Origin of the sequence: Parabacteroides sp. CT06, assembly GCF_002257605.1 — a bacterium.
Lineage (GTDB): Bacteria > Bacteroidota > Bacteroidia > Bacteroidales > Tannerellaceae > Parabacteroides > Parabacteroides distasonis.
Genome location: NZ_CP022754.1, coordinates 2300241 through 2324642 on the forward strand (window position 1 = coordinate 2300241; position 24402 = coordinate 2324642).

At 41.2% G+C, this 24402-nt stretch carries 18 protein-coding genes and 2 pseudogenes; 5 read left to right on the forward strand and 15 right to left on the reverse strand.

Annotated features, from left to right (window positions below):
* The first annotated feature begins 58 nt into the window (after positions 1-58).
* On the forward strand, positions 59-577 hold the full coding sequence (locus CI960_RS09965) for a cupin domain-containing protein (RefSeq protein WP_005856638.1): 519 nt from the start codon (positions 59-61) through the stop codon (positions 575-577).
* Between the two features lie 202 nt (positions 578-779).
* On the opposite strand, the gene CI960_RS23400 is transcribed toward CI960_RS09965, so the two are convergent.
* Positions 780-953 (reverse strand): hypothetical protein, encoded by a 174-nt coding sequence (locus tag CI960_RS23400; protein ID WP_005856636.1) that lies wholly within the window; start codon positions 951-953, stop codon positions 780-782.
* A gap of 215 nt (positions 954-1168) precedes the next feature.
* Here CI960_RS23400 and CI960_RS09970 point away from each other — a divergent pair, with 215 nt between their 5' ends.
* A complete protein-coding gene (locus CI960_RS09970) occupies positions 1169-2377 on the forward strand; it encodes a hexokinase (RefSeq protein WP_005856634.1) in 1209 nt (402 codons plus the stop codon).
* A 223-nt stretch (positions 2378-2600) separates the two neighbouring features.
* On the opposite strand, the pseudogene CI960_RS23910 reads toward CI960_RS09970, so the two are convergent.
* Positions 2601-2885 (reverse strand): annotated as a pseudogene (locus tag CI960_RS23910) (response regulator transcription factor); the annotation flags it as partial.
* 117 nt (positions 2886-3002) lie between these two features.
* On the opposite strand from CI960_RS23910, the gene CI960_RS09985 reads away from it, so the two are divergent.
* On the forward strand, positions 3003-4199 hold the full coding sequence (locus CI960_RS09985; protein WP_005856630.1) for a PLP-dependent aminotransferase family protein: 1197 nt from the start codon (positions 3003-3005) through the stop codon (positions 4197-4199).
* Here the strand turns inward: CI960_RS09985 and CI960_RS09990 are convergent.
* From CI960_RS09990 to CI960_RS10015, 5 genes are all read right to left on the reverse strand, one after another.
* Positions 4187-5608 (reverse strand): PLP-dependent aminotransferase family protein, encoded by a 1422-nt coding sequence (locus tag CI960_RS09990; RefSeq protein ID WP_005856628.1) that lies wholly within the window; start codon positions 5606-5608, stop codon positions 4187-4189. The two genes, CI960_RS09985 and CI960_RS09990, sit on opposite strands and share 13 nt — an antisense overlap.
* A 661-nt stretch (positions 5609-6269) precedes the next feature.
* The gene (locus CI960_RS23620; RefSeq protein ID WP_005856621.1) at positions 6270-6914 is read right to left on the reverse strand and encodes a hypothetical protein; all 645 of its coding nucleotides are present in this window, start codon (positions 6912-6914) and stop codon (positions 6270-6272) included.
* The gene (locus CI960_RS10005) at positions 6907-7587 is read right to left on the reverse strand and encodes a DUF4747 family protein (protein ID WP_005856619.1); all 681 of its coding nucleotides are present in this window, start codon (positions 7585-7587) and stop codon (positions 6907-6909) included. Before CI960_RS10005 ends, CI960_RS23620 begins: the two co-directional genes overlap by 8 nt.
* 383 nt (positions 7588-7970) lie before the next feature.
* Positions 7971-8891, reverse strand: coding sequence for a DUF5712 family protein (locus CI960_RS10010; RefSeq protein WP_005856615.1), 921 nt, complete (start codon positions 8889-8891; stop codon positions 7971-7973).
* Positions 8892-8947: 56 nt separating this feature from the next.
* Positions 8948-9550, reverse strand: coding sequence for a phage integrase SAM-like domain-containing protein (locus CI960_RS10015; RefSeq protein ID WP_005856613.1), 603 nt, complete (start codon positions 9548-9550; stop codon positions 8948-8950).
* A 462-nt stretch (positions 9551-10012) separates the two neighbouring features.
* Between CI960_RS10015 and CI960_RS10025 the strand changes: the two genes are divergently transcribed.
* The gene (locus CI960_RS10025) at positions 10013-11221 is read left to right on the forward strand and encodes a site-specific integrase (protein ID WP_005856611.1); all 1209 of its coding nucleotides are present in this window, start codon (positions 10013-10015) and stop codon (positions 11219-11221) included.
* Positions 11222-11591: 370 nt separating this feature from the next.
* On the opposite strand, the gene CI960_RS10030 is transcribed toward CI960_RS10025, so the two are convergent.
* From CI960_RS10030 to CI960_RS10055, 6 genes are all read right to left on the reverse strand, one after another.
* The gene (locus tag CI960_RS10030) at positions 11592-14921 is read right to left on the reverse strand and encodes a DUF4906 domain-containing protein (protein ID WP_232305156.1); all 3330 of its coding nucleotides are present in this window, start codon (positions 14919-14921) and stop codon (positions 11592-11594) included.
* Between the two features lie 30 nt (positions 14922-14951).
* The gene (locus CI960_RS10035; RefSeq protein WP_005856606.1) at positions 14952-16226 is read right to left on the reverse strand and encodes a FimB/Mfa2 family fimbrial subunit; all 1275 of its coding nucleotides are present in this window, start codon (positions 16224-16226) and stop codon (positions 14952-14954) included.
* A gap of 25 nt (positions 16227-16251) precedes the next feature.
* On the reverse strand, positions 16252-17214 hold the full coding sequence (locus tag CI960_RS10040; protein WP_005856603.1) for a fimbrillin family protein: 963 nt from the start codon (positions 17212-17214) through the stop codon (positions 16252-16254).
* A 117-nt stretch (positions 17215-17331) separates the two neighbouring features.
* Positions 17332-18549: a fimbrillin family protein gene (locus CI960_RS10045; protein WP_005856601.1), complete on the reverse strand. Its 1218-nt coding sequence runs from the start codon at positions 18547-18549 to the stop codon at positions 17332-17334.
* Positions 18550-18577: 28 nt separating this feature from the next.
* Positions 18578-19582, reverse strand: a complete 1005-nt coding sequence (locus CI960_RS10050) for a DUF5119 domain-containing protein (protein ID WP_005856599.1) — start codon at positions 19580-19582, stop codon at positions 18578-18580.
* On the reverse strand, positions 19579-20841 hold the full coding sequence (locus CI960_RS10055; RefSeq protein WP_005856597.1) for a DUF3575 domain-containing protein: 1263 nt from the start codon (positions 20839-20841) through the stop codon (positions 19579-19581). Before CI960_RS10055 ends, CI960_RS10050 begins: the two co-directional genes overlap by 4 nt.
* Before the next feature lie 1145 nt (positions 20842-21986).
* On the opposite strand from CI960_RS10055, the gene CI960_RS23915 reads away from it, so the two are divergent.
* Complete coding sequence (locus CI960_RS23915; protein ID WP_367303006.1) at positions 21987-22037, forward strand: hypothetical protein; 51 nt, start codon at positions 21987-21989, stop codon at positions 22035-22037.
* Between the two features lie 20 nt (positions 22038-22057).
* Here the strand turns inward: CI960_RS23915 and CI960_RS23920 are convergent.
* Positions 22058-22594: pseudogene (locus tag CI960_RS23920) on the reverse strand (phage integrase SAM-like domain-containing protein); the annotation flags it as partial.
* A 384-nt stretch (positions 22595-22978) separates the two neighbouring features.
* On the reverse strand, positions 22979-24058 hold the full coding sequence (locus CI960_RS10065) for a site-specific integrase (RefSeq protein ID WP_005856591.1): 1080 nt from the start codon (positions 24056-24058) through the stop codon (positions 22979-22981).
* Between the last annotated feature and the right edge of the window lie 344 nt (positions 24059-24402).

Sequence of the window (24402 nt, forward strand, 5' to 3'; positions counted from 1 at the left end):
TACACTTATCAGTAATTGGTATACAAAAGTAATGGAATATCTTAAATAATTTTGTGATATGGATAAAATCAAGAAAACAAATATGAATATAAAGAAAATAACCATTGCCATGTTGATCACATTAATCTCTATTGGCAATATAAACGCACAAGAAATGAAAACTGAAATTCCAAAAATTAGTGAATTCCCTACAGGAAATGAAAACACCGGGTTTGAACAATATTTCTCGGGGAAGTCTTGGCTAGCGCCATTAACAAGCAATAAGGATTTAAACGTACCAATGTTTAACGTAACGTTTGAACCTAACTGCCGAAACAACTGGCACACGCATACAGGAGGGCAGATACTCATCGCCGTAGGTGGTGTGGGTTATTATCAAGAACGAGGTAAAAGCGCCCGTCGTTTACTACCCGGGGATGTTGTCGAAATCGCACCAAACGTAGAGCATTGGCACGGCGCCTCACCGGACAGTTGGTTTTCGCATATCGCCGTAGAATGTAATCCCCAAACCAATAAAAACACTTGGCTTGAGCCGGTAAGTGATGAGGAATATGGGAAGGCCGTAAATGATAAGTAGTAGATTTTCCTTATCGTTTACACAAACCGAGCCTAAAAGACACTCCGGTTTCCCCTAGAAGAAACTGCAGTTTCTATCCTAGCGGGAAACTGTAGTTTCCTAAGAAAGAAATACAAAGAAACTGTAATGTACTAGTAAACAGAATATTGAATAATATATTCTCATCCTATGCCCTGTATATAAGACATTCTTCTCGCAAAATTCAATCCGTGCAATTAATATCATTAACAGATTCATTCTCATACGCAGACTTTTGTGATTTTATAAATATATCACGGTACTCATCAAGTAAGTTAATGTCCTGCAAATCATTAACGCCTAAAATCTCACGGATTAAATCCGCCTTGCCTGCTTCTATCTCCACTTTCGGTATCATATATCTTAATTTAGATTAATAAATAAAATCATCTGTTTGGTGTTTTAAACAGACATCGTCACCCTTTTGTTTATACAAAATTTAAATTTAACACAACAAATTTTACAGTATCCGAAATTTATCCCCTTAACTTAATCAACCAATAAGGATAGTCAAATCCCTTTCTAAATTGTTATTCACTAACAAGGATATTTCAAAATCAAAAAATCAATCTTATGGAGAAAAATATTTTCTGGTTAGAAAATGACCAACTCAAAGAGATAGCCAGTTCATTTCAGGAAAAGGTTGAAGAGGGATTAAAACATGAAAATGCGGAGATACAATGCATACCGACTTTTATCTCTCCCAAAACCTCTGATATTAATGGAAAAGCATTGGTTCTCGATTTAGGAGGAACCAACTATAGAGTAGCGACCGTCGATCTTGGACAAGGATCACCAACCATCCATCCCAACAATGGGTGGAAAAAAGACATGTCGATCATGAAATCACCGGGATATACTCGTGAGGAGCTATTTAAAGAATTAGCCGATATGATTGTCGGGATAAAACGGGATGAGGAAATGCCAATCGGCTATTGTTTTTCTTATCCAGCAGAATCCGTACTCAGTGGAGACGCCAAATTGTTACGTTGGACAAAAGGAGTCGACATTAAAGAAATGGTAGGGCAATTAGTTGGCAAACCACTTCTCGACTACCTAAACGAACATTGTAAAATCAAATTTACAGGTATTAAAGTATTAAACGATACTATCGCCAGCTTGTTTGCCGGCCTAACCGACAATAGCTATGACGCCTATATCGGTCTGATCGTAGGAACAGGCACCAACATGGCCACATTCATTCCGGCGGATAAAATAAAGAAATTAGATCCGAGCTATAATATACAAGGCTTAGTCCCTGTCAACCTAGAGTCGGGTAACTTCCATCCTCCATTCCTCACGACAGTCGATGATACGGTTGACGCCATTTCAGGCAGCCTTGGAAAACAGCGATTTGAGAAAGCGGTTTCGGGTATGTATCTAGGCGATATATTGAAAGCGGCTTTCCCTTTGGATGAGTTTGAGAATAAATTCGATGCCAAAAAATTGACCGCTATCATGAACTATCCGGATATTCACAAGGACGTATATGTAGATGTAGCTCATTGGATCTACAACAGATCAGCACAATTAGTCGCCGCATCGCTACTGGGCCTTATTCAGTTACTGAGATCATATAATAAAGATATACAAAAAATCTGTCTAGTAGCCGAAGGCAGTCTATTTTGGAGCGAGAATAGAAAAGATAAAAACTATAACATTCTTGTTCTGGAGAAATTACAAGAACTCCTTAATGAATCCGCATTAGCGGATATAGAAATCCATATCAACAATATGAATAACGCAAACTTGATAGGAACAGGTATAGCGGCGCTCTCTTGAAATCAATATGAATGAAGTGAATCTTGAACTATAAAATTACGTTTTTCAAAATAAATAGAAAGTGCGGGTATTCTTTACATACGATACCCGCACTACTTTTTCCGCAGAAAAATGATTGTATAATTCACTCATAGCGCATCGCACAAATGGATTCAGCCCCAGAGGATGAAATATAACCGCAATCATATCAATATTAGCTAGTGGTTTGGATTGGATATCGTAATCAATAGAGAATACCGAAATTTTCCGTCTTATTGATAGCTTCGATCGCATTATCTACATTTAGCTTTGCCAATATATTCTTTCGGTGATTATTTACCGTATAAATACTAAGATTTAGCTTATAAGCGATCTCTTTGCTCAGAAAACCTTACCGAATTAATATTAGTATTTCTTTCTCACGCTTGGTTAATTGAGGTTCGGCTAGAACAATCGTCGACGCAAGTATCAGTCCTGTCTTTCTATTGATAACTGTCCGTTTAATTCTTTCGGTAGGCGATACAATCGGGATAATACTTGGTTCCGAAAATCTGTACCCGCTGATATTGTGCAAATTGTATCTGTTCTCATTTATCTATTATGCTTTACTTTGCATTATTTTAGTTTTCAAATATATTTAATGATTATGAAGTTGAAATTTGCCAAAAGAATGTCTTATATAAAGGCTTCGGAAATAAGAGAAATACTCAAAGTTACAGAACGGGAAGATGTTATTTCATTTGCTGGTGGACTACCTGCCCCTGAGCTATTCCCCATAGATGAAATTAACAAAATGAATCAGGTCGTTTTGCAAGAAGCAGGAGCAAAAGCTCTTCAATATACGACTACTGAAGGGTATTATCCTTTACGTGAATGGATTGCCAAACGAATGAATGAACGCTTAGGGACATCGTTCGATAAGGATAATATTCTTATAACTCACGGTTCGCAACAAGGATTAGATTTATCCGGAAAAGTATTTCTGGACGATGGTGATATCGTATTGTGTGAAAGCCCCACCTATTTAGCAGCAATTAGCGCATTCAAATCATATGGGAGTGGCTTCATTGAAATTCCAACAGATGAAGAAGGCATGGATATGGCTACTTTGGAAGAGGTACTGAATAATACTCAAAATATAAAACTAATATATGTAATACCAACCTTTCAAAATCCCACTGGAAAAACATGGAGTTTGGAAAGACGAAAAAAACTGGCTGAACTATCTGCTTTATATGATATTCCTGTTATTGAAGATAACCCTTATGGAGAATTAAGGTTTGAAGGAGAGTCTTTACCCTCTATAAAGTCTTTTGATAAGGTAGGTAATATCTTATGCACTGGTAGTTTTTCTAAAATCTTTTGTCCGGGCTTTCGGATTGGGTGGATTGCAGGTGATAAAGATATTATCCGCAAGTATGTGTTAGTTAAGCAGGGCACTGATTTGCAGTGTAACACAATAGCTCAAATGACTATTGCCGAATATCTAAAACGATATGATATTGATGAGCATATTAGCAAAATAGTAGAAGTCTACAGAAAACGCAGAGATATAGCTTTAGAATGTATTGAACGCTATTTTCCTAATGACATAAAATATACTCATCCTCAAGGCGGGTTATTTACTTGGATTGAATTACCCGAAAATATTTCAGCGCATGACATCCTGCAAAAATGCATTGAACAGAAAATAGCCTTTGTACCCGGCAGTTCATTTTATCCTGTTGAGCACAAAGAAAATACTTTTAGAATAAATTACTCTAATATGCCAGAAGATAGAATCATGAAAGGACTTCAAGTAATAGGGGAAGTACTAAAAGAATACATACATCAGTTAAAGTGATTTTTAATTATATCCCCCAATTGTTTTAAGCGTTCTTCAAGAAGTGGAGTCCATCGTTGTCCATAGCTTAAACGCATACAATTGGTATATTGCTCTTGTAATGTAAACATACGTCCGGGGGCTATGCTTATTTTTCGCTGCATAGCCCGATAATAAAGTTCTGTTGTATCAATCTGTTTGTCTAATTCCACCCAAAGCATAAATCCTCCTTGTGGAGTAACAATTTTTGTATTCTCGGGGAAGTAATCCATGATGGAATGGGCAAAATGAATACTGTTTGCGTATAATTCTTGTCGCAGTTTACGTAAATGGTTTTCGTATCTGTCATTCTCCATGAAATTGGCAACCGCTTCTTGATTAAGCGCAGGCGTAGAAATAAGGTGAATATTCTTTTGGCGAATAATAGCATGTTTAAATTTGCCGGGAGCAATCCATCCTACCCGATACCCCGGCGCTAATGTTTTAGATACCGCACCACACCATAAAACAAGCCCCTTCTTGTCAAAAGCCTTGCAGGGCTTAGGACGTGAATTTCCAAAAAATAAATCACCATATAAATCATCCTCGATCAAAGGTATATCATATCCGGCCAGCATATCAACAACTACCCTTTTATGTTCATCAGGCATACAACTTCCCAATGGGTTATTAAAGTTGCTTATAAGCAGGCAAGCTTTAATTTGTGGTAAAACTTTTTTCAGCGCATCTGGATCAATCCCTGTTACTGGATTGGTAGGTAATTCCAATATACGTAACCCCATACTATTGGCTAATTGTAACATTCCAAAATAGACCGGACTTTCAACCGCAATAGTATCTCCTACCTTAGTAATTACAGATAAAGCTAAAGCAACCGCATTAGTAACTCCGGCAGTTGTCACTATATCATCTTCTGTCAAGTTTCCCTTCCAACTATACGTAAAACGAGCTATAGATTTACGTAATCGCATATTTCCCTGTGTTTCATCATACCGGGTTCCATTACCCGGAAGTGCCTGCATAGCTCTTATAAGTTCTTTATTAAGTTTTGCAATTGGTAATAAAATATCTTCGGGCATTCCTAATGAAAATCGAGTGATCGATTTATCTCCTATTTCTAACGAGCTGTATACGTCAGCAATCAAATCTACCACCTCTTTGCTCTCAGGCTTTACAGACGGTTGTGTTGTCGCTGGAACAGATAGGCGTATGGGTTTGTAATTGACAATATACCCTGATTTTGGGCGTGATATTATAAATCCGTCTTTTTCCAATTCATAATATGCCTGAATTGCCGTATTAAGACTTACACCATTTTCATTGCTAATAGTGCGTAAAGAAGGTAGTTTCTCACCAGCTTTCCACACGCCTTTCTTAATTTGACAGGCAATAGTTCTCGCTATTTCTTGATATAGGATTTCTTTTTTCATACTTGTTAGGTGTTATCTGTATCCTGCAAATATACAAAAATCGTGTCTGTATCTGTTTTGGACTTTGAAATACTTTTACAGAATGACTTTTGTATTGCTTTGCTATTCTTAAATGGAAGAAAGGTATTCAAGTAAACAACTGAATTCAACCACCATTAATAAAAAAATCACAGTAAAACAGGTTTCAGATGATAATATCTAAAATCAATACAGAGATTGAAACCTTCTGCATAGATAGTGATTTCCGACAATCGTACCCCCTAATCGTTTTTTGGGGAAGGGGGTACGATTTGGATACTCAACCGTGTCTTTTCGTGCCCCTTTTTTGTCTTTTAAGCAAGACTGAAACAATAAAAAAAGTCCTACAATACGTTGATATTGTAGGACTTGTCTCTTTTTTGTCGCCGTTTGGCTTTGTTCTTATGTGATCCGCCTGGGATTCTCCTTGTTGAGTTACCACGCTGATATTTAAAACTTTATATTTCTTGCTTCAAGCATATCCCATGATTTATCCCACTAATTTGTTACTTGCTTTTGCAGTAGTTTGCTCATGGAGAATACTGAGGGCAAAGATAGAAAATTTCTGATACTTTGCAAAAATTGTAAGGCAATCTTTAAGGCTTTATATATTACAAATAATAGGCATGATAAAGTTTTATTTTTAATCATGTGTTTTCTTTGTAAAAAGGCAATCTATTATTTTCTCAAAAAAACTTTTCTTCTTTACAGTGATGTTTTTTTTATTTTCATTCTCTTGATACTTTCTTTTCGCAAGAGTATTTGCAAATTGACCCAAGTTGAAAATATTAATAACGATGTCTAATAATGAGCAAATAGAATAATAGAGAGAAAAAAGCAATAAGAAAAGGACTAAGTAATTAAAACAATCAAATCCTTTGCTAAATAGGAATGGTACTTGTGCCTTTTGAATGAATTGACAAAAAGTCCCATATAAAAAAGTGCAAATAATAGCACCCATTACTATAGCAAATGTTGAATTTACAATTTGAAATAGTGAATATTTTTTCTCATTTCTGTCTTTCGCCAAATAACTTATTATTTCGGAACTACTAAATCCAATAATAAGAGCATATCCTGTTAGCACAAATCCTATAATACTAGGAAAAGCACTTGTGATTAAAGTGCTTACTATTTCTATGTGTTCAAAAGGTGTTTTTTTTGAAAATAGAAGTGGAATTAGTGTTAAGGCTGTTAATATTATAGGCTTAATACATCCTTTACATAAATTGCAGAAAGGGTATATTTCCCATACTATTTTCCAGCCTGTACTTTTTTTCTTACTCATGTCTTTTTGATAATGATAATATACGACTCTTTATTTTATCTAACAGAGAATCTTCATTTTCATATCGAACCTCATCAATTAAAGGATGCTCTTTCGTGTTAATAACATCTCGTTTCCCATCAAAATATGCGGTAGCTTTGGCATATCCGTTTTCCCTACTAAGTTTCAACATACCACCTAAAAAAGTTTTTTTCTTTAATTTTATAGGTTTCTTTTTGGTCCCTGATACTTTTGTTGAAACGACAGATACTTCGCTTTCTTTCATTTGCTCGTCTATGATGGCTTCCCATTCATCATTATTATCATTGTTTGTATATGATACTTTGATTTCTAAATTGGTTAATTGCACTGCATTAAAGATCTTTTCAATAGCATCCTCTGTTGCTACAATATTAACTTTTACATTCTCACCTTTGTTCTTATCTGTAACTTTATTTAATGCATCTTCAAAAAAATAGGCTATTTGGGATGAAGATGTATTGGCATCTTCAAATATTGCTAAACGATGTGCTTGTGGCAAGAAGAAATATTCCCATTCTTTTGAGTTGGGATTTAGATTAGGATTGATATTTACATCTTCAATTTCTTCTGTTTCCTCATTAAACCACCCTTCTTCATTTAGTTTTGTATAGTTAATTAATGAACCATAGATTAATCCATCATGCTCATACAAAGTCCTTATCCTTGTATTTTTATCTGAATATGTGTTTATACGGATTTTTTTTCTTTTACTGCTTTAAATAACTCAGTGTATCTTTCTGGGGATTGACACTCTTCTGGGTAGATAGCGATATTGTACAATCTGATTTTCTTTGATTGTTCTTTTTGATTTTTGTGAGTATATTTGTCCATTTGAATTAAATTTATTGGTTATTCTGCAAATATAATAAAAGAAATGTAAAAAACAAGAGGTTGAGCATAAACAGTTAAGAACTTGTTGATCACTTCGTTTTTCAAATAGTATGGACGTTCATATTATGTAGTAAAAAGAAATTTTATTGGTTTAATTAAGTATATAAGCTATAATTTTATCATTTTACTTATTAGAGTACAGAATTACAGCTGACGTCTTTTCTTTTTTTTCTTCTTGCGTCTCTGTGTTTGTAATTCCTCTGCTTGTATAGCATTATAACTGTTGCCATCACCTAACGAAAAGATAGATAACAAAGAATCACCGCCATTGTTATTTTGTTGATTGTAAGAATGTTTGTTCTGTATCTTGCTATCAAGATTGCAAGAAATATTGTTTTCTTTTTCACTGGGTTGGAATGTATCTTTTTTCTTTTCGCCAATAAAGGTTTGTGCCTGTAAATCAAGTTGTTCGAAGATAGAACCGTTCTTCATTGTGTTATGGTAATCAAACGATTCGGATTGTTGTCGGTTATAACCGAACAGTTTATCAAATCCCTGTTCTGTCTGCTGGAACAGATTCACACGGTCAAAGCCACCTGTTATTGCTCCATTCTTGGTGTTCTTATGATTAGTCAATGGTGATAGCTTCTTTTTATTGGCTTGGTCTTTCCGGCTCACAATCAAATGGCAGTGCATATTCAGTTCATTTTCCGAACGACTACGGTCAAAATGAATCTTACCATAGAACTTTATATCCGAAGCGGATAGTTCTTTATTGAAGTTCTTAGCATATTCAGGTATAAACACTTGACGAATATAACGTTTCATAGTTTCGGCTTGCTTCTGCTCTGTGTTACCCATCACTTGAAGCTCCTTTTCCGATGGGCTGACATGGATAGCATAAAACTTGGCATCTGTTTTTAGGAGTTGGCCGATATTTGTATCTATATCCTTTATGACCTTTGATTTATAGATATTATTATCTGTCAGATTGAAAAATCCTTCGGTATAGATACCCTTTTCTATCCTTTCTAAATCCTCATGTTCGAGGTAATTTGCCAACTGTCGGCTACTGCCTGCATTGTTATATGTTCCGTTCGATGGCGAGGCAAAGTCTATGTGCATAGTCTTATGTATTTATCAAATTGCTGATTTCAGCTTTCAAATTCTCTTTCTTTTTACTATCCCAGCAGGACGACTTTGTTAAACAGCACGAGCCTTGATTTGACGGTTCTTGCTTTCATTTTGCGCCTTACCCTGAAATAGAAGTCCAAAGATTCGATGAAAGGCAAGTCCAGTTCTGTAAACGGTATGTCGCTTGCGTGGTACTGTATTTTCAGGAAGTCTTTCAGTTGGTCGTGCAGCACCTCGTACTGCTTGTAAGTCGATTCCGCCCGGTCTATGCCCGTCCTCGCCTTGAAATCCCGCATCATTTCCTCAAACAGGGCAATGACAGTCGTCTGTGCGGTTGCGACACCCTGAAAGGCGTTCTTTACCTCCACGGCTGTGACTTTGCCCGTCCGCTTCAAGATGTCCTTGTAGCTGGCATGAATGGCAAGGTTTATCCTGTTTATCGCCCGGTTCAGCTCAACGGCTTGCCTGCTCTTTCCGGTCGCACGTCCTGACTTGACATCCCACAGGCGTTCATCGACTTTCAGCTTGCTGCTGAACTGGGCTAACGTACCGCCGACAATGATTTTGCCAATCACCGGATAAATGCCGCAGGCGTTGGTTGCGCTCTTTTCCCTTTTGATGTAAAAGGACACTTTCAGTTCGTTGTTCATAATCACTCATTTTTAAGTTTGTAAAATTACTGCTTTCGTGAGTTTTAGAACAATGTGAAACACAGACAAATAAGGACTTTCCCGGTCATTTTCGGACAACGTTCTGCACCGCTTTTCACTCCCTGAAATGGGTAACGGATAAGAAACGGAACGTTTGCCTTTATCCGCTTTATTCTGCCAAACCAATGTCGGACAGGAAAGGACTATAAAAGACTTTTATTTCTGTAAATGAATCAGTTACACCGTTATGCTTTCTTCTTCTGTTTTGTAGTCTTGTTTTTTCGTTTAACGAAAACCGGACGGTTTAACGGCGAAAACTCCGCCAAACCATCCCTGTAAAAACTCCGGAGTCGCTTTTTGCATATCTAACTATAATTCATCTGAAATCACAAAACAGATTGAAACGCATGTGGTTAGTTCGTCTGTTTATAAACTCTATATAAAATTTAAATCTGAATGCATATGACTAGTATAAAAGTAAAATTCCGCCCGTCTTCTACCATCCAAAAAGAAGGGACTCTACATTATCAAATAATCCATCATCGTGAGGTACGGAAACTTCGTACCGGTTATAGGCTATTCCCGAACGAGTGGAATACAGTTTTGAAACGAATAAATGTTTCGGCTGGAAAGAATGAAGAGCGAAGACTCTATCTGACAGCATTGAAAAAGCACATTGATACAGATCTGTTCAAAATAAAAGAATGTATCAACCGTTTGAAACAGGAAAATAAACCTTATACAGCCGACCGCATCGTAAAACTTTACTCTACTCATGAAGGAAGTTATACCTTTCTTTTGTATGGGAAAGGATTGTTGGTTGAATTGAAGAAAATAGGAAAAGTACGTACTGCCGATACCTATCGGAACGCCTTGGGCAGTTTTGAACGCTTTTTGAATGACCAAGCAGACATCCCGTTGGAAGCCATGGACTCCAATCTGATGATAGCCTATGAAAGTTGGCTTAAAGGAACCGGTATTTGTCCAAATACCAGTTCCTATTATATGCGTAATCTCAGAGCTATCTATAACCGTGCGGTGGAACAGGGTTTTGTTACCCAGCAAAATCCTTTCAAGCATGTATATACCGGTATTGATAAAACAAAGAAACGTGCTGTTTCTTTGGATGTGATCCGGGAAATACGAGATTTAAAATTGACGAAAAAATCACTGGTCTTCGCCAGGGATATCTTTTTATTCAGCTTTTATACACGTGGAATGTCCTTTGTAGATATGGCATTTTTAAAAAAGCAAGACCTGCAAAATGGGATTCTTGCTTATCGGAGAAATAAGACAGGTCAGCAGTTATTTATCAAAAGGGAAAAAACCATGCAGGAACTCATCGATAAATATGATACCTTTGATACACCCTATTTGCTACCGGTTATTCGAAACAATGGTGTGGACGAGTGGCATCAATACCAGAATGCGGCTCATCGTATCAATAGAAATCTGAAGCAGATTGGCAAGCAGATTGGTTTGGATATCCCGCTTACTACTTATGTCGCGCGCCATGCATGGGCCAGTATTGCCCAAAGTAAAAATGTCCCTCTATCTGTCATCAGTAAAGCATTGGGACATAATTCGGAACAAACCACCCGAATTTATCTTAGCTCTTTAGATACATCTGTTGTGGATAAGGCAAATAACCTTATTTTAATGTCTATATAAAAATATGTATTTATATAATATTGACAAAGAAACTGTTTTGATTTTTCTGCCTCTTGATTGGGGATCTGTTTTTGGACCAGATTCATTTCTCTGATGAGAAAGATAGCAAGCTATCTGGATAAGAGAAGCGAATATGCCTCCAAAACGCTCAAAACATAGACGAAAACAACAGGAAAATAACAAAATTGGTTGTTTATAAAACAATCAAAACACTTTCTTATATCGAATTCATGTTAAATGACAAAAAACAAGCCAGCCAATTCATTCTAAAAATATTTGAATTAGCCGGCTTGTTTGTATCCTTAGGTGTTCCCCTAAATAAGATTCGCCTAAACGGAAAAATGGAAAACTATCCGGTCATTCCTACGGATCAGTATCTCACATCGCGCACACAGAACACACCGGCTCTGCCGTATTTTTCCCGATCTTCATCGGTATCCTCCACCATGCCTCTCCAATCTGAATAGTAGGGCATCATGTGCATTTCTACCCGGCGAATTTTCAGCAACTCCATTTCCGAATCGGTCTTCCAATAGTTCAGTATGTAGCCGGTAGGCGTATATTCGTGTCTACCGGGATAATAGCGGCTGTAAGAATACGCCGTACGGCAATGGAACATGGCGCAAAGCCGGTGCTTAAAATTATGCTTCCTTTTATCACTTAAATCGCATGTCAGACTGAGTGGGTTGTACCAGCCGTAAGCATCACCTACGGCATCCTTGTCTCCCGGCTTCACCATGGGCGAGAAAGGCAGGTTGTCCTCATCCTGGAAGAAGTTGAATGCCAGCTGAATCAATGTCAGCTCGCGTTCATTGGGCAAGCGCCACGCTCCGGCGGGGGTCACTCCGTCTCCTGCTTCGTGATAGTCTTGGGCTATGGTAAACTTATCTCGTTTGGCATTGTCTATCTCAATAAGTTTCAATGTCGTACCTGTCCATGTTACCTTACTGGGAGTATCTTTATCAAATCTCAGGTGACTCGGGTCAGTGCACTCAAATTTCGCAATCGTATCCATCAGCATGGGTTCTTGTGCCAGCTGGAATTTCTTGTACAGACGGTTCTGCGTATCGCGTTCGTTATGGGGCTGAAGCTCCCGGTAACTGAACGAACGCATGGCTTCGTCCGCCAAAAAGACTTCCAGTGTACGGCTTGCTTCATCGTATTTGTAATAAGGAGACGAAACTTCCCTGTCCATCCTGCCACTCACGACTCCGCTTCCCAAGCTCCTCACACTAATCATGTGCCTCAGATACGTATGACTTATGTATCCTCCCAGTTCCGACCATATTGTGGAATAAGGACCGTATGTACTGGCCGTATATCCCTGTACGGGATCCTTGTTTATCTTTTTCCCGTCTGCTCCTATATATATATCGAAAGACGATTTCCACAAGGCAGCTTCTTTTGCCATGGCAGGCTCTCCCAGCCACATACCCACCAATTGCCCTATGGCAGGTACATACCAGCGCAGTTCTTCCTCGTCCAGATAGCCGTTGCCGTTCAAATCACGGTTACGTATCAGCATGATAACCGGATCGTCGGCCTGTCCGCTAATCGGTCGGGATTCCTTCAGACTTCCATCTTTCCTCAGTATAAAACCGGATAGGAAAGGTGATTTTTTAAGCCCCCATTCCATACCATGCATATTACAATTTCCAACCTGACCATCCAGCTTTTGCCAAGTATTCTTTCTGCCGTCCCAAACTTCCCTCTCGCCCGGTTCTGGCTCATACAGGATGTGCTTCTGCTCTTCCACCGACTCCAAGCCGAATTTATTGAGAGTCTCATCGTTCATATCATAGAAGCAGGCAATGGAACGTTGTTTCAGCGTATAAACCGACTGCGACACCGCGCTCTTACCATCTTGGCTGAACTCGAGGTCGGTAGCAAGCGAGAAGATACGGTCCTTGCAGTTGATAAAATCTTTCAGATGCACCGGTACCGTAATGCGCGGGTCGGGATGTCTTTCATAAAAGTTCTCATCCACAAAGCAGGTGTAGTACGCCGAATCCTCCTTACTTGCATAAAACTCATCGAGCGCATCGAACACACTTTTCACCTTGCCTGGATAATAGTATTCCAGGAGATAGGGGCTTTCCTTATCCGGTTTTGTTCCATTATAGAAATAGTTATCCTTTTGCGTCTCTTTCGCAAACTCCAGCCACGCCAGATAGCCTTGTGCCACCTCTTTGGTAATACCGAAACTGCTCACGGATACACATTTGCCTTCCGAACCTCCGTCTGGGGTACCTTTAGGATAATACATCACCCCCATGACCCCGAAAGGTGTGTCGGTATACAGATAGACACCATTCTCAATGTCTTTCCGCATGAATTTCATCTCCACCTGGTCAAAATGGGCATCGATATGTGCGAAAGCCTCATGCTTGAACACCACTCCTTCCGCTCCCGGAGTCTTTTCGTTCTCATCTTCCACTTCCACCACTATATCATCCACTCCGTTGATGGTTACATTATACGTATAGTGATGGTCGCGCTCCACGCTGAAGTGATTGAGGTCTTTCCCGAAATTACCCAAATGGATATAATAACGGACATCGGCAGCAACCGTCTTGTCTGCATTTTCAAACCATCCGGTCAGTTCAATATAAGTAGAAGCTTTCGGAGCAAACTCAAACTTGTAGTGCCCTTTGTGATTATCGGCATTATCAGCATGAAAATCATCGGGAGCGGTCTCTTCCGTATTTTTATTGTCGGCAGTCTTCACCACCTTATCCCGCTGCCTGTATTCGGTAATCTCCACGCCGGATCTTACCTTGCGTATGTTCTCCGGCAGGTATATAGTAAAAGTGAGAGAATCCAGTAAACCGAAATTCACCGGCTTGGCATCTTCCACCAGGATACGGTCCCGCTCTTCTTCCGTCCACGCCTGTGCGGTGGGCGACACATAATGAGGTATATGGCGAACCGTGTAATCTCGCGCCGTAAACTTCACTCCTTTACCTTCCCTGATATTCATTGTAATCTTGCTCATCAGGCGTTTCAGCACACACGAGTTGTCTTCATCGTGTTTACCGTCCGGCAACAGCGTATGAGTTTTTCCCTCTTCATCCGTATAACTGATTTGTCCCTGTTCGTTCACATGACATAATCCTGTATTGTTGTTCACCATACCCGTAAGCGGCAGATAACCGTCTACGCTGTGTATGTTTCCGTTCCACTTCGGGGTTGCTTTTTCAAAAAACTCCGCCTGAGTGCCCAGCGCATCCCCACCCGATACTCCCGGAAAGAAATTAAGGAACGAACTTTGCGCATTGCCCAACAGATAGATATACACATCGCCCACCGGAACATAGAACTTGATTTCACCGCACGTAGGGTCGTCATTATCGGCAATCCATCCGCCGGTAGCGCCTTCCAGCGGCTTATTGGACGGATTGGAGAACAGATGATAGGCCAACAACTCATTTTCTTCCGGATTGTCGCTCTTCGCTTCATATACAAAAGCCATCACGCCCGAAAGCTGGGAGTCATAATCAATCTCTCCACCTGCCGCACGGGTTGTAATCGTGGTAGTGATGCCACGTCCCACACCGAACGGAAGCCTCACCTCCACCCGCTTGTCACGGTCTACTCCCTGCAAGTCGTTTCCTTCGATGAACTCATCGGTGCAAGATGCAAGCGACAGGAGCGCCAACAGTCCCGCCGCCAGAATATGATTCACTGTTTTTTTCATCATGCTGTATATTTTTATCTGTTATTCGTCTGCCTAATTAAATTCCACATCTCCGCCTCCAGCTTCCCACGGAACAATCATCCAATGTGCTGTCATAGCCACGTGTCCATGCATGGAAATAACGGAAAACAGCCGCAGGTTCATGTTGGCTTCCACTTCGGGCAAAGCCACATATTGCATATCAGCCTCATGGCCTTCCGTACCGTCACTTCCCACTTTATGTTCATGCGACAGTATTTTCAGATAATATCCCCTTGAACTCTCTGCTGACGGATTCTCAGGATAACGGTCTGCAATTTCATTGGAGTTGGCAAACAGATAAATCGGTTTGGCTGGCATCCACTGAAAGTTTTTCGTGCCTGTATTCCCGGCATGTGCCAAAGCCTTAATCTCGTTGATATGGGTCTTCTCCAGCAAGTTCTTTTCATACACCTCATATTCCGGTGTCCCTTCTTGCGGAGCGGTTTCCGGTTCCTCCGGCCATCCCGCACTCAGAATTACCTTGCCGTTCTTCTGATTCTTCGAGTCGGAACTTTCACCGGCTCCCTCCAGACAATTGAAATCTCCCGTATATTCGTACTTCTCTTTCGGAAACAGATACCCGTATTCCGGCATATTGTAGAGATACAACCCGCGCCCCATATAGAGCTGCCCCTCTCCGGCGTCTGCCACATCCGCCTTGGCAAAGTAAAGCTGTAGTTTCGCTATGCTGCGTTTCAGTTCCAGGTTTATCTCCTGATTATCGTGCGTAACTGTTCCACGATACTTACAGGTCATCGGCACAATGGCAGAGCGGTATTTTTTTCCCGTTTCATCCTTGTCTGTTTCCGTTCCGCCCGACATATATTCCGCTTCCGGCAGCCGGCTGAAAGTCAAAGACTCCAGTCTGTCCGGCGCAACTTCCAAGCCTTCGACCGGACGTACTCCCCCGACAGTCTCACCGGGCAGTACAAAAATGTCTCCCTTGTTTTCGCTAAGCAGCTTTCCTGCCGCTTGTTCATTGGCCACCGCATAAAACCAGACTTCTCCTTGTGGCAGCTTCCATTTGAAAGTATGGGGTTGCACATCCTCACCACCATAATAATACCCTACCAGACTACCGTTGTGAAAAGCATACACTCTGAGTGTCTTCACCTGCGATTCGAAATCATCCGCTCCTGCCGCCCTTGTATCAATTGAAAGCTTCACCGTCACCGGTTCTCCCTCTCCGGGAAACATCTCCTCCTGTTCGTCCGATGCACAAGCCGTCATTATCCCCACCATTGCGGCAAACATACATAATATATATGAGTATTTTCGAATTTTCATATCTTGCTATTTCCTGTTTATGAGATTACCAATCTGCCGAAATATCCCGGCTGTCCCAATCTCCCACGCTCACTTTGACAGTGATATCGGCATCGCCAGCAGGCAGCGTTATTTTATAATGGTAAGTGCTCGACTTTATCCATTCCGTTGTTTGAGCCACATCCAGGTATACCATCGCTTCTTTTGCCTCCGACAACGGTTTGCCGGCATAGGCATACTTAAAGGTTACCGCCACATGCTCCGTCACCGGCTGCGGCAACAGCAATACGCTATCCAGCACGGTAACACTGCTTCCAGCTTCTATCCGCACGCTCTCGCTGCGTACGAAAGGGGTTCCTTCTTCCGTGCAGTTTATCCGGTTTTGCCATGTCGACTCCTCCGGTGTCCACAGCAAGTCACCTTTATAGTCCACCCCCAAAAGTCTGATGTCCGACACTTCCGCCTGCTTCTCCCCTGTACAGACAGTAAATTTCACCTGTGCCAATTCATGTTTGAATGCCAAAAGCACAGGCGCCATCATTCCGCCCCCCTCATAAACCACATCCGTCTTTGCTGCTGTCATCAGATCCACAGCACCCTTCCCCATCTCGGAAGAATCAAACCCCGTAACCCTAAGTTCACCTTTATCGTTGCAGGAGACCTCTGTGGCAATATTATTCTCTTTCATCTTTTCCGGATGCACCGCATAAAAGCCATAAGGCCTACCTACAGCCCAAAAACGTTTCTCGCCATAGTTTCCCGATGGAGTAACCGGAACAGCATCGAAAAACAATTTCGGTCCGTCGCTTTCCCGTACCCATCCCCACAATGTGAAATTATCCATACCCTCCTTGTTATTTTCCACCACTGCACGAGTGGCAACTTGTGTGCCAAAGACAATCGGTATCCGTTGCTCCGAATCGCTTTCTTCCGTCATGCTATCGGAACAGCCGACAGCGACCAGCATGGTCGTGACAAGAAGGAAATCCTTTTTTAAATTAAGTCGCATAGGCATTTATTTTTTGTACAATAAATAGTAACCGGGAAGGGAACATTCAACCCCGCCCGGCTTATTATATTTCCACAACTTGATAAATGGAAAAGACAAGTCTGCGGTTGTTCAGTGTTATTGTCCAGAGTTTGAATTAGGAACACTGGCATCGAGGTCCTGAGGATATTCAACGAAATCATCCACAGTTACGGCGAATGTAATAGGAACCAATACAGGTTCTGGATCTGGATTTTCAGGATCTGGATCAGGGTTAAAGCCGCCACCCTCACCAAAGATAAGAGTATAAACATAGCGTTTGCCTTGCTTCCAGACTTGTTTGGTTTTTCCGTTTATGTCTTTGGGTTCTCCTACCAGGGAGACACCCACCCATGCGGTTTCCTCGTGTGAGTTCGTGTTCGGCCACAACTGTACATTAGATACCGTATCCACCAGCTTGCATTTAACAAGCACTCGCGCTGTCCCCGTGATTTTGTACTCCGGATTTTCATCTGTTCCGCCGGTCTTCGTAATCCAGGGATTCAATGTCTGCGGTAAAAGGAGCAATCCCTTATAGCCATTGTCTGTTTTAACAGTCAAGTCCCGCACAGATGCATCTATGGAACCTACAAAACCTTGTTCCATTATCGGAATAATCTCAGCGGCATAGTTGTTCTGCTTTGCGTTCTCTTTGTTATACACAATATTCCATCTTCCCCATGAGTTGTCAGTTTCCGTGTCTTTCTCAGTTCCCTGCCATTGAGTAGTAGTGCTCAAAGTCGGCCAGAAGAATGTACCCTGTTTCTCTATTCCCTCCACTTTCACTGCGTCTACGAACACTGTCAGGTTAGAGCTGGTATTCCTGATTCTGAATACAATTTGTGACAGGGCATGGCGGAAGTTGACCATGACTGGTCGTTCACCCTCATGCTCGTTTTTCTTTTCAGCCTGGTTCAAGGCATAAAGCAGGTCTTCATCGCCGGGTACGTTATAGTTTGCAATTTTCTTGTCGCCTTCAACCTTGATGCTAACATTGCCATTCTGCGTATTCATCGGACTATACGAATAGAAGTCCACATCTGTTTCCGGCCAGAACTTGGTATCGCCATACGACCATACATTTCCTTGCTTCCGCACATCGCAATCCATGTATGTAGCTCCTTGGGTAAAGGCCAATACATGAAAGTTTCTTATACTGTTGGTTGTGGTGGCTTCGCTTCCTGTACGGGTTGTTTTTCCCGCTACCGCACTCAAGCTGATGCTTTCACCATAGTTTATTTCTATCGTTTCGTCGTTGGCACATGCCGTTACCAATGCCATGGCCGATAGTACCATCAGAATTGATTTCGCTTGCATAATATCAAAAAGATTAAAAATATAAAGACTACATAATAATATCATTTTCTACTTCCACCCAATCATCAACCTCTACATCAAATCCATCCTCGTTCGGAAGCGGTTCTGGGAAGCCCGCATTATCAATGATGATATGTACATGCTTTCTATCCGGAGCCTTATGCACTTGGTCGGTCACGTCAAAGGTTGTATAGAATTTTTCCTTATTGGAATACCATACATAAAACATCATTTTGTGCGGACGGGCATTCTCTTCGTGATGACCGAACGTGTAGAATTTACCGGTCATTTTCGAGCTCTCGAGGTGGAGCTCTGTCTCAAAGGGAACAGTAACACACTCCCTGTCCAGTTCTTCGTTGGCAAACAGCATGGAGGGAGCCATGCTCGACAATGACCCGCAGGCTTGCGTCATATATTCCATGTTCTTGACATTACGGACCTCATAAGTATAGGTACATATCAATTCAGCTGGATAAAGCGTAATGACATGCTCGCTACTCTCTATCCATTCGACCTTGTCTTTGTCCGCGAAAGAAATACATTCGTAACTTAGTCCTAATTCGGTAATTTCCACATTTCGGGCGCAACTTCCCCACATCATGTCAGGGCAGATAACGACACGCTCGTCTTCCGAACCTTTAGCCGGAGGCGCATAATGGGCACCGTTCCCATAAATGCTCTCAAACACGTTGCCATCCCGCGTATATCCCTCATGGGTGTCAAATCCTTCCATTCCTCTGAACAGTAAAGACTCCGTGTCATTATTATAACAGAGTATCCGGTATCTTCCCTCTTTAATCTCTACCGACCCTCCGTCTTTCCCCGCAAAATCGAACCGAATCGGAGATTCACCCTCTTCAGGATAGAAATACACACACATTCCTTCCGGATCGGCTTGCGGGGCGTTCTTCCAGTCAAAATCCACTCTGAGCGTAACCATATGCGGATGATGGAAGCAAAGTTCCTTGTGCTCGCATGAGAAAAGAATCATGGCCAACAGCGCATAAACAGTCACTCGTATGCCGGTTTTCATCGTCTGCCTCCTTTCCCTTTGTTGAAATTTTCTCTGCCAATCAGCCATACCAGCGATATTTCCGCCTTAGTAGGGCCAAACCAGTGCCGTTCCTTGGTAGCCTGCCATACGTAACAGTTGTCTACGGGAGTATATTCGTAATAGGTTCCTCCCCAATACCCGACGGCAATAGTAAAGTCAATATTCAACCTATATGCCACCGGCAGCGAATAACCGTATTCCACACCGGCGGAATAGTTCATTTTGTCCCAAAGCGTCCCTCCGGGTTTCCCCCCCATATAGCCTTTTCCTCCTGTCTCAAAATCATAAGTAAAAATCTGCCCGTATAGGCCCAGATGATGTCCGGTAAGAGGCTTTTCCTTGGCGGCTTTACCGAGCCATTTACGAATGACCATATCACCACCATAAGTCCTCCAATACCAGTGTCGCCGATCTGTTTTCCACCAGGCATACATCCAGTTGGCACCTACGCTCCAGTCTTTGCCAAGATAAAACTCCACACCGATATTCGGTACGAGCAATGCATCATACAACATATTTGTCTTCACAGCAAAATACAGGTTCCGTGGCTGCGGAGGCATATATGGGACAAAGGGTAGAGGTCCTGCCGGTTCGGGCTCGGGTACAGGCAGTTCAATGGGAGGCATTGACATAGGAGCGATAGGATTCCATACTTTCTTATACCATAGATACAACCGGGAGGCACGCAATTCCGGGAAATGTTTTTTATACATATACCAATAGGGCACTCCACCACGCAGTTGCTGTATCCGCCGCAGCTGGTCACCTTTCGAAAGATCGTCATTTGCCGCATCCTCTGCCAGTTCATGCAATAAATGTAGCGTTTCTTTCCGGTATGGCAGATTCCTGTCATCGCTCACAAGACGGATCAGACCATTCCAGTCTCTTCCGAGGAACACATTAGTTTTCAAAGAATCAGGTAATTCTCCATAGCGTGAAAGGTAATTGAACAACACATTGGCACGCTTTACTGACAAACGTCTATTCAGAGGGATACTACCTTCCGGGGATGCACCACCTACTACCTGAATACGTTTCAATTGATAAACGGAATCCGCATAGCTTGTCCGTAGACTGTCCGCAATCCGGTCTAACGCTTCTTTGTTATTTCTACGGGATGGTTCCAATACGGAATACCCTTGTCTGAAATAGATTTTTACCGAATCCTGTATCTCTTGTGCCTGAATGTGGCCTACATAAAATATCAGGAATACAAGTAAGATTTTTCTCGCTTTCATATTGATTCCATATTTGTATATAATTTATCAATACATCTCTAGGAGAAAAAGCATCATTTGTTTATTTTGTGGAGAGTATATACTTCTATAAAAAACATTATAGTATTTTACAAAATACCTTCAACTTCTTACAAGCAGCCTTCCCATGATTTAGGCATATTTACTCCACAATTCCCTATGGTAAATGTACCTCTCTTCATAAGAGATGAGTAATACGATATATATGAACAAAATAGCCTGATAATAAGGGGCTTGATTTTTATTAGTTCCTGTTTGCTCAACAAATTGTTTTGCTGTTTCAAGAATCATTCCATTCTGTATTATCTTTTTTTGCTCATTTTTGTAATCGTTTTCAATATTTTATGTAATTTTGCGTCGCATTATTCATCTCTTATGAAGAGACCATAATTTTTGCTCAACATTATTATCATCCTTAAACATTCCCATATCTAAGATCATTCCTTGAACAAGTATCCCTTATTTAGGATATTTCTTTTTTGTACCTCTCTTGAAAAGAGAGGTACATTCGCCCAATATGCTACTCTCTGCACAAGGATTTTAGAATCAGACTGTTCGCTTTATCTATAGTGGCAGTATCCAATGAGGCCAGATAGATCCTTGTAGTGGTTTCCGAGTCATGCCCCATACCTTCACTAATTACAGAGATCGGAATATTCTTACTCCGGGCTGCGCTGGCCCAGGAATGGTGCGCTACGTAATGAGTTAAAGGAACGGATAAGCCTAATTCTTTTCCTATAGTTTTCAAATGTCTGTTGATACGATGGGAGGCATTGATATATTGTTTTCTCTCGTCTACACCTGATTTGACGATGATGGGGAGAAGATATGGAGACTCAGGAATATTGTAACGGTCCACGATCTCCTGCATACATGGCTCCCATTTTACAAAAAGTCGCTGCCCGGTTTTTTTCCGCCGGTATGTAAGGATACTGTTATCAAGATCCTTCTTCCTTAAGAATGCCATATCGACCATGGACATCCCCCTTGTATAAAAACTGAAAAGCAGCATGTCCCTCGCAAATCTTTTAGCCGGATAAATTGACAGGTCCAACATTCGGAGCTGTTTCATCACACGCAGTGGAACGGCCCGCTTCGTTGTCCTCTCGACTCCCGTATAGACATATTTGAAGGGAAAACGCTGGGTGACGAGTTCCTTCTCTACGGCACGGTTGTAGGTCGCACGCAAAATACGCATGTAAAAGGATATCGTGTTCATGGAGATTTCTTTAGACTTCAGCCATGCTTCGTATGCAATTATCAGATCGAAATCCATATCCCTGAGCGGCACGTCCTTCCCACCCATAAATCGCATGAAACTGTTGAGCGCGGAGTTATAGGTCTCAACGGTTCGTACTTTTCCCAGATACTTCAGGCCATTTATTACTTCCCGCATAAAAACAAGAAAGAAAAGCCCGCGATGCTCGCCGTGAAAGGCGGAAGTTACGCCATCGGCAGTGAAAGCACCTCCCTTCCGTTCCAAGACAGTGATGACATTCTCCAGCCGGTCAATATCTTCCGTTATTTTTTTATCTAATGACAAGAGATATTGTTGTCTGTCCTTATCCGGCGAAATGATGACAATCCGGGAATGACGTTTATCCCACTCGGCAGGAAACAACTTATAGGAAGTGTTGATCTGTCTTGCCACACGCCCGTGAATCACTTGATAATAAACCGTTCCCTCTCTGCCATCCACAGAGGAAGGTCTGAATTTAATTTTTACTGTAGCCATAAACTCTCTGATTTAAAATTTTACAGGATGCAAAATTATCAGATACAATCACTTGCCTGTTTACGCAAAACATTGTATTTCAGAGAATAAGAATCTTATGATGACTAAATATAAAAAAGGGGGATGTAATGCCGCTTTTTGCCGGAAGGAAAGTGCTTTACTCATTGGATAGGGGAGACGTAAAATCAGCCCTCCTTCGTCCATAGCAGGTTTTGAGATATTTATGCGGCGGGAAATACTTGCTTTTATCGCTGGCTAAATGTATATTTGCAGCGTTAAAATCGTTCTTTGATTAATGCAAAAGAAAACTGAATATAGTAATTCGCTCGTTTCTAAATCGTTACCTATAAATAGAATAGTATATTATAAATAGCTGTTTATTAGTTAGATATAAATTTTACTATGTTTCCTTACATGCGTGCTCAGTGGTTTATTGATACCGCATATGTCAGCGATCTCTTTCAAATAACTGTTCATCCGCTGGTTACTGGGTACCGGCAAGACCACTCCTTTTTTCAGGCATTCCGGATGTGTCTTGTACTTCTCCAAAATCATCCGTGGAATGTCCAACAGTGGAATGTCACACATGTTGTCCGTCTTTTCCCGGGCTTTTCTTATCCAGTACTCGCCATTGACATCCTTTATTATGTGTTCATATCGCAAGTGCTGTACATCGGTAAAGGCTAGCCCGGTCAGCGCACAAAACACGAATATGTCCCTGACCGTTTGCAGGCGGGGAATGGTGAATTCCTTTTTCAGAAGTATGTTCAATTCCTCTTCCGTAAGGAACGCCCGGTTCGTTTTTGTTTGTTTAAAATGAATCTCCAGAAAAGGATCGTCCGTTATCCATTTGTTCACAAGCGCCATTTTTATTATCTTCTTGAAGTTTTTCAGATATTTTACCGTGGCATTCTGGGCACATGATTTTTCTGTTTTTATATAGTGCTCAAACCGGGCGATGAACTCATGGTTTATCTCTTTCAAAGGTATATCGTTCATCCTGTATTCCTTTTGCAGCAGTTCACCCAGATACCTCGCGGTCCGTTCATAGCGCAGGACAGTCCCGGCGACATAATCCTTGCCCATCAACTCCCTGTACTTTCGGTTATGTTCCCGGAAAACCTCCAGTAGCATCTTCGGAGAGTCCCCCTCCCCGTAATAACGTCTTTTTAAGACATCGGCCGTGATCGGCTTCCCGTCCTGCTCCAGTTCCCTGTGGATCTGTAAAACTTTCATACGGACCGTATCCAGATAATGGTTCAACTCCATAGATTTCCTTTCCTTACCTATGGCACATTCCTTTTGGGAATTCCACTTGGAAATGTCCACGCTTCTTTTAATCTGTATCTCGGCCCGTTGCCCGTTAACCGTTATACGCATACAAATGGGTGCCTCTCCGTTTTTTAGGAGTTTAGACTTCTTGATGAAGAAAAGAATCGTAAAGTAGTTTCTCTGCATAGCCATACTCAAAAAAATGATGTTACAAAATTAATTTTTACGAGTCGGTTTCGAACCACGCAAAATTCAGAAAATCAATGAAATATGATCTAATTCGGTGGACTTTTTCAGGTAGATGTCAAGTCCACCTATTTCACCTGTGATCATCACTGTTTTTTGCGGTGAAATGCAGTATTTGGGGAAAATAAAAATCCCTGATAATGTCTGATTATCAGGGATTTGCTTGATTCTTCTTTTGTTTTCAGTGATCCGCCTGGGTTATGAACCAAACGTTATTTCTTCCTCAATATCAGTACTTTCAGAAATTTCGGCTTTGCATCCGTCACGCTTTAGTCCTTAAAAACTGTCTG

Coding starts and splice junctions, on each gene's coding strand:
- CI960_RS09965 (WP_005856638.1), top strand. CDS start 59: ATGGATAAAATCAAGAAAACAAATATGAATATAAAGAAAATAACCATT.
- CI960_RS23400 (WP_005856636.1), bottom strand. CDS start 953: ATGATACCGAAAGTGGAGATAGAAGCAGGCAAGGCGGATTTAATCCGT.
- CI960_RS09970 (WP_005856634.1), top strand. CDS start 1,169: ATGGAGAAAAATATTTTCTGGTTAGAAAATGACCAACTCAAAGAGATA.
- CI960_RS09985 (WP_005856630.1), top strand. CDS start 3,003: ATGAAGTTGAAATTTGCCAAAAGAATGTCTTATATAAAGGCTTCGGAA.
- CI960_RS09990 (WP_005856628.1), bottom strand. CDS start 5,608: ATGAAAAAAGAAATCCTATATCAAGAAATAGCGAGAACTATTGCCTGT.
- CI960_RS23620 (WP_005856621.1), bottom strand. CDS start 6,914: ATGAGTAAGAAAAAAAGTACAGGCTGGAAAATAGTATGGGAAATATAC.
- CI960_RS10010 (WP_005856615.1), bottom strand. CDS start 8,891: ATGCACATAGACTTTGCCTCGCCATCGAACGGAACATATAACAATGCA.
- CI960_RS10015 (WP_005856613.1), bottom strand. CDS start 9,550: ATGAACAACGAACTGAAAGTGTCCTTTTACATCAAAAGGGAAAAGAGC.
- CI960_RS10025 (WP_005856611.1), top strand. CDS start 10,013: ATGACTAGTATAAAAGTAAAATTCCGCCCGTCTTCTACCATCCAAAAA.
- CI960_RS10030 (WP_232305156.1), bottom strand. CDS start 14,921: ATGATGAAAAAAACAGTGAATCATATTCTGGCGGCGGGACTGTTGGCG.
- CI960_RS10035 (WP_005856606.1), bottom strand. CDS start 16,226: ATGAAAATTCGAAAATACTCATATATATTATGTATGTTTGCCGCAATG.
- CI960_RS10040 (WP_005856603.1), bottom strand. CDS start 17,214: ATGCGACTTAATTTAAAAAAGGATTTCCTTCTTGTCACGACCATGCTG.
- CI960_RS10045 (WP_005856601.1), bottom strand. CDS start 18,549: ATGCAAGCGAAATCAATTCTGATGGTACTATCGGCCATGGCATTGGTA.
- CI960_RS10050 (WP_005856599.1), bottom strand. CDS start 19,582: ATGAAAACCGGCATACGAGTGACTGTTTATGCGCTGTTGGCCATGATT.
- CI960_RS10055 (WP_005856597.1), bottom strand. CDS start 20,841: ATGAAAGCGAGAAAAATCTTACTTGTATTCCTGATATTTTATGTAGGC.
- CI960_RS10065 (WP_005856591.1), bottom strand. CDS start 24,058: ATGGCTATGCAGAGAAACTACTTTACGATTCTTTTCTTCATCAAGAAG.